General features: G+C 60.4%; 3 protein-coding genes. 2 read left to right on the top strand and 1 reads right to left on the bottom strand.

Annotated elements, in window-relative coordinates; all coding sequences use genetic code 11:
• Both JSV08_01785 and JSV08_01780 read left to right on the top strand, forming a co-directional pair.
• Positions 1 to 5,223 (top strand): hypothetical protein (locus JSV08_01785; protein UCF81177.1); only part of this gene is annotated, 5,223 nt, incomplete at its 5' end.
• Between the two features lie 37 nt (positions 5,224 to 5,260).
• Positions 5,261 to 6,553 carry an HlyC/CorC family transporter gene (locus tag JSV08_01780; protein UCF81176.1) on the top strand — a complete coding sequence of 431 codons (1,293 nt, stop codon included), beginning with the start codon at positions 5,261 to 5,263 and terminating at the stop codon, positions 6,551 to 6,553.
• 102 nt (positions 6,554 to 6,655) lie between these two features.
• Here JSV08_01780 and JSV08_01775 read toward each other — a convergent pair whose 3' ends face one another.
• On the bottom strand, positions 6,656 to 7,603 hold the full coding sequence (locus tag JSV08_01775) for a DMT family transporter (GenBank protein ID UCF81175.1): 948 nt from the start codon (positions 7,601 to 7,603) through the stop codon (positions 6,656 to 6,658).
• Between the last annotated feature and the right edge of the window lie 219 nt (positions 7,604 to 7,822).

Genomic DNA, 7,822 nt, shown 5'->3' with positions numbered 1-7,822 from the left:
TGCACCAACGGTTTGGACGACGACGGGGACGGCCTCACGGACGAGAGCCTTGACAACAACGGGAACGGCCTCATAGACGAGTTCGATTGCACCAACGGTGTGGACGACGACGGGGACGGCTCCATAGACGAAGTTAATTGCGACGACGGTTTGGACAACGACAACGACACCATGACAGACGAGGTCGATTGCACCAACGGTTTGGACGACGACAGCGACGGCCTCATAGACGAGGTCGATTGCGGCGACGGTTTGGACAACAACAATAACGGCGTGATAGACGAGTTCGATTGCGTCAACGACCTGGACGACGACAGCGACGGCGATATAGACGAAGCCGATTGCACCGACGGTGTGGACAACGACAATGACGGCTTCATAGACGAAGCCGATTGCACCGACGGGATTGACAACGACGGGGACGACTTCATAGACGAGGTCGATTGCGACGACGGTGTGGACAACGACGGGGACACCCTCATAGACGAGGTCGATTGCACCAACGGTGTGGACGACGACGGGGACGGCATCGGGGGCATCTTCATAGACGAAGCCAATTGCGTCGACGGTGTGGACAACGACAAAGACACCCTCATAGACGAGGTCGATTGCACCGACGGTGTGGACAACGACAATGACGGCTTCATAGACGAGTTCGATTGCTGCAACGGTGTTGACGACGACAGCGACGGCTCCATAGACGAAGCCGATTGCACCGACGGTGTGGACAACGACGGGGACACCTTCATAGACGAGTTCGATTGCTGCAACGGTTGTGACGATGACGGGGACGGCTCCACAGACGAAGCCAATTGCACCGACGGTGTGGACAATGACGGGGACACCTTCATAGACGAGTTCGATTGCATCAACGATTGTGACGACGACGGGGACGGCTTCACAGACGAAGCCAATTGCACCGACGGCGTGGACAACGACGGGGACACCTTCATAGACGAGGTCGATTGCGACGACGGGATTGACAACAACGGGAACGGTCTCATAGACGAAGCCATTTGCATCGACTGCGGCGACTGTGCCGACTGTGACGACTGTGCCGACATCGACCCAGGCCCAGACGGCATTTTGGGAACGGGCGATGACTTTGCCGATTGCACCTTTGTGTGCGACGACTGCGCCGACTGTGATGACTGTGCCGACATTGATCCAGGTCCAGACGGCATTCTAGGAACGCCCGATGACATTGGTGATTGTATCAACGGCGTGGACGACGACGGGGATACCTTCATAGACGAAGCCGATTGTACCAACGGTGTGGACGACGACGGGGACACCTTCATAGACGAGGTCGATTGCACCGACGGTTTAGACAACAACGGGAACGGCTCCATAGACGAGTTCGATTGCACCAACGGTTTGGACGACGACGGGGACGGCCTCACGGACGAGAGCCTTGACAACAACGGGAACGGCCTCATAGACGAGTTCGATTGCACCAACGGTGTGGACGACGACGGGGACGGCTTCACAGACGAAGCCAATTGCACCGACGGTGTGGACAACGACGGTGACGGTTCCACAGACGAGGTCAATTGCACCAACGGGCTTGACGACAACGGGAACGGCCTCATAGATGAGGGCGTTGACAACGACAAGGACGGCTTCATAAACGAGGTCAATTGCACCGACGGTTTGGACAATGACAACGACGGCTTCATAGACGAGTTCGTTTGCACCAACGGGATTGACGACGACAGCGACGGCCTCACAGACGAAGCCTATTGCGACGACGGTTTGGACAACAACGGGAACGGCCTCATAGACGAGGTCGATTGCGCCAACAACCTCGACGACGACGGGGACGGCGTCAGGGACGAGTTCGATTGCTGCAACGGTGTGGACGACGACAGCGACGGCACAATAGACGAAGCCGATTGCACCGACGGTGTGAACAACGACAAGGACGCCTTCACAGACGAGTTCGATTGCACCAACGGTTGTGACGATGACTGGGACGGCCTCATAGACGAGACCGATTGCACCAACGGGATTGACGACGACGGGGACACCCTCGTAGACGAAACCAATTGCATCGACGGGATCGACAACAACGGGAACGGCTACATAGACGAGGGCTGCGGCTACTTATGCGGCGACTGTGCCGACATCGATCCAGGCCCAGACGGCATTCTGGGAACGGCCGACGACATCGGCGATTGCACCAACAACCTGGACGACGACGGGGACACCTTCGTGGACGAGGTCGATTGCACCAACGGGATTGACGACGACGGGGACGGAGAAATAGACGAGGGCATTGACTGCGGCGACTGTGCCGACATCGATCCAGGCCCAGACGGCATTCTGGGAACGGCCGACGACATCGGCGATTGCACCAACGGGATTGACGACGACGGGGACGGAGATATAGACGAGGTCGATTGCCTCAACGGGCTTGACGACAACGGGAACGGCCTCATAGACGAGGGCATTGACGACGACAGGGACGGCCTGATAGACGAGATCGACTCGGAGAAGGCCGACTTCGTCCCGGCCTTTAACATGGACCCGTCGAACGTCGGCACCGCCACGCTCAATTGGCAGGAGCTCGTCCATCACGAGACCGGAACGACGCGAGACAGTGTGTCGATGACCGTGGGTAATTGTGCGGATGGGTTCTCCCCCGACGCTTGCACCAACGGGGTTGACGACGACGGGGACGGCCTCATAGACGAGCCCTGTGACGACATGCCCTTTGTGGTTGATCCGCTGGGCCCGTTCAGAATCGGCTCGCCGGCCTCCTCGGTCGTCGTGACGTACACGCTTCGCCACGATACGGACGTAAAGGGATGCACGGAGGTGAGGGTCGTTGATCCGAACGGCGTGGCGAATCTTCTCAAGGACTTCGGCGATGACGGCTGCAGCGACTGTGCCGACTGCGACGACTGCGACGACTGTGCTGACATCGATCCAGGCCCAGACGGCATTCTAGGAACGGGCGATGACGTTGCCATTTGTGACGACGGTGTGGACAACGACGGGGACACCCTCGTAGACGAGTTCGATTGCACCAACGGCGCGGACGACGACTTTGACGGCTTCACAGACGAAGTCGATTGCACCTTTATGTGCGACGACTGTGCCGACTGTGACGAGTGTGCCGACATCGATCCAGGCCCAGACGGCATTTTGGGAACGGCCGATGACATTGGTGATTGTATCAACGGCGTGGACGACGACGGGGACACCTTCATAGACGAATTCGATTGCACCAACGGTGTGGACGACGACGGGGACGGCTCCACGGACGAGGCCAATTGCGTCGACGGTTTGGACAACGACTTGGACGGCTTCATAGACGAGTTCGATTGCACCAACGGTGTGGACGACGACGGGGACGGCCTCACAGACGAGAGCCTTGACAACGACGGGGACGGCCTCATAGACGAGTTCGATTGCACCGACGGTGTCGACAACGACGGGGACGGCCAAATAGACGAAACCGATTGCACCAACGATGTGGACGACGACGGGGACGGCTTCACAGACGAGAGCGAGTACAGCATGACGGGGCTGTACCTAGCGGGCCCCGGCGACTATTCGTTGCGGCTCCGCGAGAATTGCGCCGCGGCCGACGTTGCCACCATTGAGGCAGGCGCAGTCTTTGACGTGAGGAGCGCGGCCGACGTGGCGGCCAACACCGAGGTGATACTTATTAACCCCTCGGGTGCTGAGACCACGATAAAAGATTACGGAGACGCGGATGCAAGCCCCTACGACGTGACGGCGGAGTACATCACCGGAGGTAAGGGCGTCTATCAGGTTAAGCTGAGCGAGACTTTCGGCGCGCAGGCGGAGCTTGTGGACGCTACGCTTACGACCCGCCGCACCACCGTGGCCACGCTCTGTTATACGCTTGGGGGGAACACGCTTTTGACGCAGTGCACGGAAGTCGCATTGGTTGCCCCCGGTGGCACGGTGACTGTCCTGAAGCCTTTTGGCGTTCCGGACCTCAATCCTTACGACGTTACGGCGTCCTACCAGGAGCCGGGCACCTACCAAGTTCGCCTTTCCGAAAAAGCTGGTTGTTTTGCCACGGATGACGCAAATAATTATGCGAAGCTCTCGAGCGCTCACCTGTTTGTGGGATGGTCCCCGCGTCTCCGCCACACGGCCGTCTGGACGGGCGCGGAAATGATTGCCTGGGGCGGCTATGATGCCTGGGCGGACACGGCACTCCAAAGCGGCGCGGTATACTCTGCTCCTACGACGTGGGCTCCCGTCAACGTGGTCGACCCGGATTTACCCTCCCCGCGCTTTGGTCATACGGCCGTCTGGACGGAGGGGCTTCTCACGCCCTATATGATTGTCTGGGGCGGCTACGAGGACTGGCCGTTCTGGTGGTTCAAAGGTGACGGCGGACGCTACGACCTCTGCGACGAAACCGACTGTACCGATGGTGTAGACAACGACGGGGACGGACAAATAGACGAGGATTCGTGGGCCTCTGTCTCATCAGTGGACGCTCCTTCCCCGCGGAGCGACCACACGGCCGTGTGGACTGGAAGCGATATGATTATCTTCGGTGGCCGTTACGGAAGCGGCTTTTACCATGGCGATGGCGGGCTCTACGATCCCGTGGGCGACTCTTGGACTTCCTTAAGTTGGACCTTGGGCGGGCGCTTCGGCCACACGGCGGTGTGGGTTCCGAACGTCACCAATACACCTCCGGCGGTGATGATTGTCTGGGGCGGCTTTGGATGCTCGAACCCATTTGCTCTTACTCCCTGCTCGCTCACCGATTACCTCAACGATGGCGGGCGCTACAATGGAGCAGCCTGGTACGAAATCTCCACTGCCAACGCGCCTATGCCGACCGCTTTCCACACGGCCCTCGCGGTCGACGATATAGGAGGCCAACCGGCCATGCTCGTGTGGGGAGGAATATCGGGAAATAACCTCGCCACCCGCGAGGTCGCCATCTATTATCCCAACAGCGACACGGATACACAGTTGCCTACTTCCTTGCCCGGCGGCGTCGGGCCGAGCTGCAGCACCGCGCCGTTATCCGCCTGGGGAGATTCGGACGGCAACGGCTGCACGGACGGCCTCGATTTGATGCGCCTTGCGCGCTCGTTCGGCTCCGAATGCGGAGAAAGCGATTTCCTGAACGATGTCGACCTTGACAACAACGACGTAGTCAACGGCGACGACTTGGACAGGCTGATCACGAACTTCGGAAGCGGCTGCGGCGGGCCGTAGAAGGGGTTCGGGAAAAAAGGAGTAAGAAGCACAGGCATTGGACGACGTTCCACTATGGGAATGGGCCAGCATCGCGGTTTGTCTGGTGCTGTCTGGTTTCTTTTCGGCGACGGAGACCGCGCTTACCGCGACGCCCCGCTACCACATTAAGAAGCTCGTCCGCGACGGCTTCGACCCGACGCGCATCCTCGCGCTCTGGAGCGCCCACCCCAATCGGGTGCTTACGAGCATCCTCGTCGGCAACAACCTCGTCAACATCCTCGCCGCGGCCCTCGCCACCGACATCGCTTTAAAAATTTTCGCTCACAGCGGCGTCGCCGTCGCCACGGGCGCCATGACGTTCCTGACGCTCGTCGCGGGGGAAATTCTTCCCAAGACGCTGGCGAAGCAGCACGCCAAGCGGGTCTCGCCGTGGCTCGCGCGCATCCTGATTCTGCCGTACTGGCTTTTCTATCCCGTGACGTGGTGCCTGGTGAAGCTCGTTCGCGGTCTGGTGCGGCTGAGCGGCGGGGAGCTCACTCGGCGCGAGCCGTTCGTGACGGAGAAGGACATCCGGGATCTCATCGAGATGAGCGAGGAGGAGGGGGGAGGGCTTGAGAAGGAGAAACGCGACATGCTGGGGCGCGTCATCGAGATGGGCGACACCGTCGCGCGCGAGGTCATGGTGCCGCGCACCGACATGGTGGCCGTCCCCGCGGAAAGCGTCTTCGACGACGTGCTTCGAAAGGCCGTCTCCTCGGGCCACTCGCGCATTCCCGTTTATCAGGACAACCTCGACAACATCAAGGGTTTTGTCTACGTGAAGGACCTGCTGAAGCACGTCGCGCTTGGTAGCCCTGAGTTTCACCTCGAAACCTACCTGAGAAAGCCTCACTACGTGCCCGAGACCAAGCCCGTCGCCGACCTCCTAGAGGAATTCCAGCGCGACAGCCGCCACGCGGCCATTGTCGTGGACGAGTACGGCGGCACGGCCGGGCTCGTGACACTCGAGGACGTGCTTGAAGAAATTGTAGGCGAAATCGAGGACGAGTACGATGCCAGCCACGAAGGGAAAGAAATCGTGGCCATCGGCCCCGCGACTTACATGGTGCAGGCGCGGATGGACCTCGACAAGCTTGAAGAAGAGCTGGGCCTCGCCTTTTCGCGCGGGGAGGAAGAGGAGGAGGAATACGACAGCCTGGGTGGCTTCATCTCGGCGGTCCTGGGACACGTGCCCCGCAAGGGGGAGACGCTCTCCGTCGACGGCGCGCTCCTCTCGGTCGAGGAGGCGACGCTCAAGCGGGTGCTACGCGTCCGCATCGAAAAACGCCCGCCCGCCACGGGCGCCTGAGCCGGTTTCCGTTTTACCCGAAAAAAAGAGGGGAGGGGAGAATCCGGAGGGAGGTTTTCTCGGGGCTTTCCGATGCGTCCCCGGTTCTCGCTTGTGTGCTTCTCAGGGTGTGGAGCACAAAAGCATGCCGGTGAAGGCAAGCGTTATGCACACCCACTGTAAGCGCGTGAGCCTCTCCCGGAGGATGAAGAACGCGTACACCAGCGTGACCGGTATGGAGGCTGACAGCAAGGGCATCACGAGCGAGGCCGGCCCCCACTTGTAGGCGGTGATGAGCATCGAGTTGCCGATGGAAAACATCGCCAGGGGCACGACGGCGCGCGCCGCCTCCCTTGCCGTGAAACGCCACTCCCGCTCCCGGAGCAGGCCGTACACGCCCAGGGTGAGCGCTACGGTGAATACCCGAAACAGCATAATATTGGCCTCGTTCGCATTGGGCAATTGATAAGAGTATTTCATCAGCGTCGCCCCGATCCCCCATCCGAACACGGAAAGGACGGCCTGCAAAAACCATAGCTGCTTCACGGCCTTTTTGCCGCGACCGGGCCCGCCCGGCGGCTCCCCCTCCGGTCCGGCGCGTGTTGACCCCGGCGCGCCCGCCGGCGGGTCGTGGGGCTCGTACGCGATGCCCAGGCACCCGCCTATCACCAGCACGACCCCGCCGTATTGAGCCGGCGTAAGGAGCTCTTCCAAAAAAAAGTAGGCCAGCACGACGGTCACGGCCGGTGAGGCCGCCGTAATCGGGCCGACGATGCTCACGAGGCCGCCCTTGAGGGACTCGTAATAAAGGATTACGGCTATGCCCTCCACCAGGTTGGCCAGCGTAGCGCAGTAGAGAAACAGGCGCCCCTCGGGGGCGAGCGGCGGAGGGTGGTCGTGGGTCAGAAAAAAGGTTATGTACACCACGGCGGCCACCGGCACGGAATACAAGCAGAAACGGGGAGGCGATATGTGCTCCACGAATTGCTTGTACAGTCCGTCCCCTATCCCGTAGAGGAAAACCGTTATCAGCGTAAGCACGAGCCAATGCCCGCTCAGCAGGGAGTACATTCCTGTTAAGTTCCTACGGCCTCCCGGTCATGGGCCGCATGAATCTGCTCCCGCTCCGAGCGGGGCGGCGTGGTCTGTGCTTATTTCGTGGAAGAGTTTGAAAAATTCCCCGGCGCGGCGCGCCGCGAGATGCTGGAACGTTTCCGCCATATGCGCCATTCTACCAGAACACGGCCACAGAGTGTTAGAGTGCCCGGTTGTGCATCGGGGCTTGCGGCC

The organism is Acidobacteriota bacterium (assembly GCA_020349885.1).
Taxonomy (GTDB): Bacteria; Acidobacteriota.
Note: the sequence above shows the minus strand (reverse complement) of the source record. Positions and strands in the feature narration are given on the sequence as shown.

What these genes read in the sequence shown, in the direction of transcription:
- JSV08_01775 (UCF81175.1), bottom strand. Translation starts at nt 7,603, where the DNA reads ATGTACTCCCTGCTGAGCGGGCATTGGCTCGTGCTTACGCTGATAACG.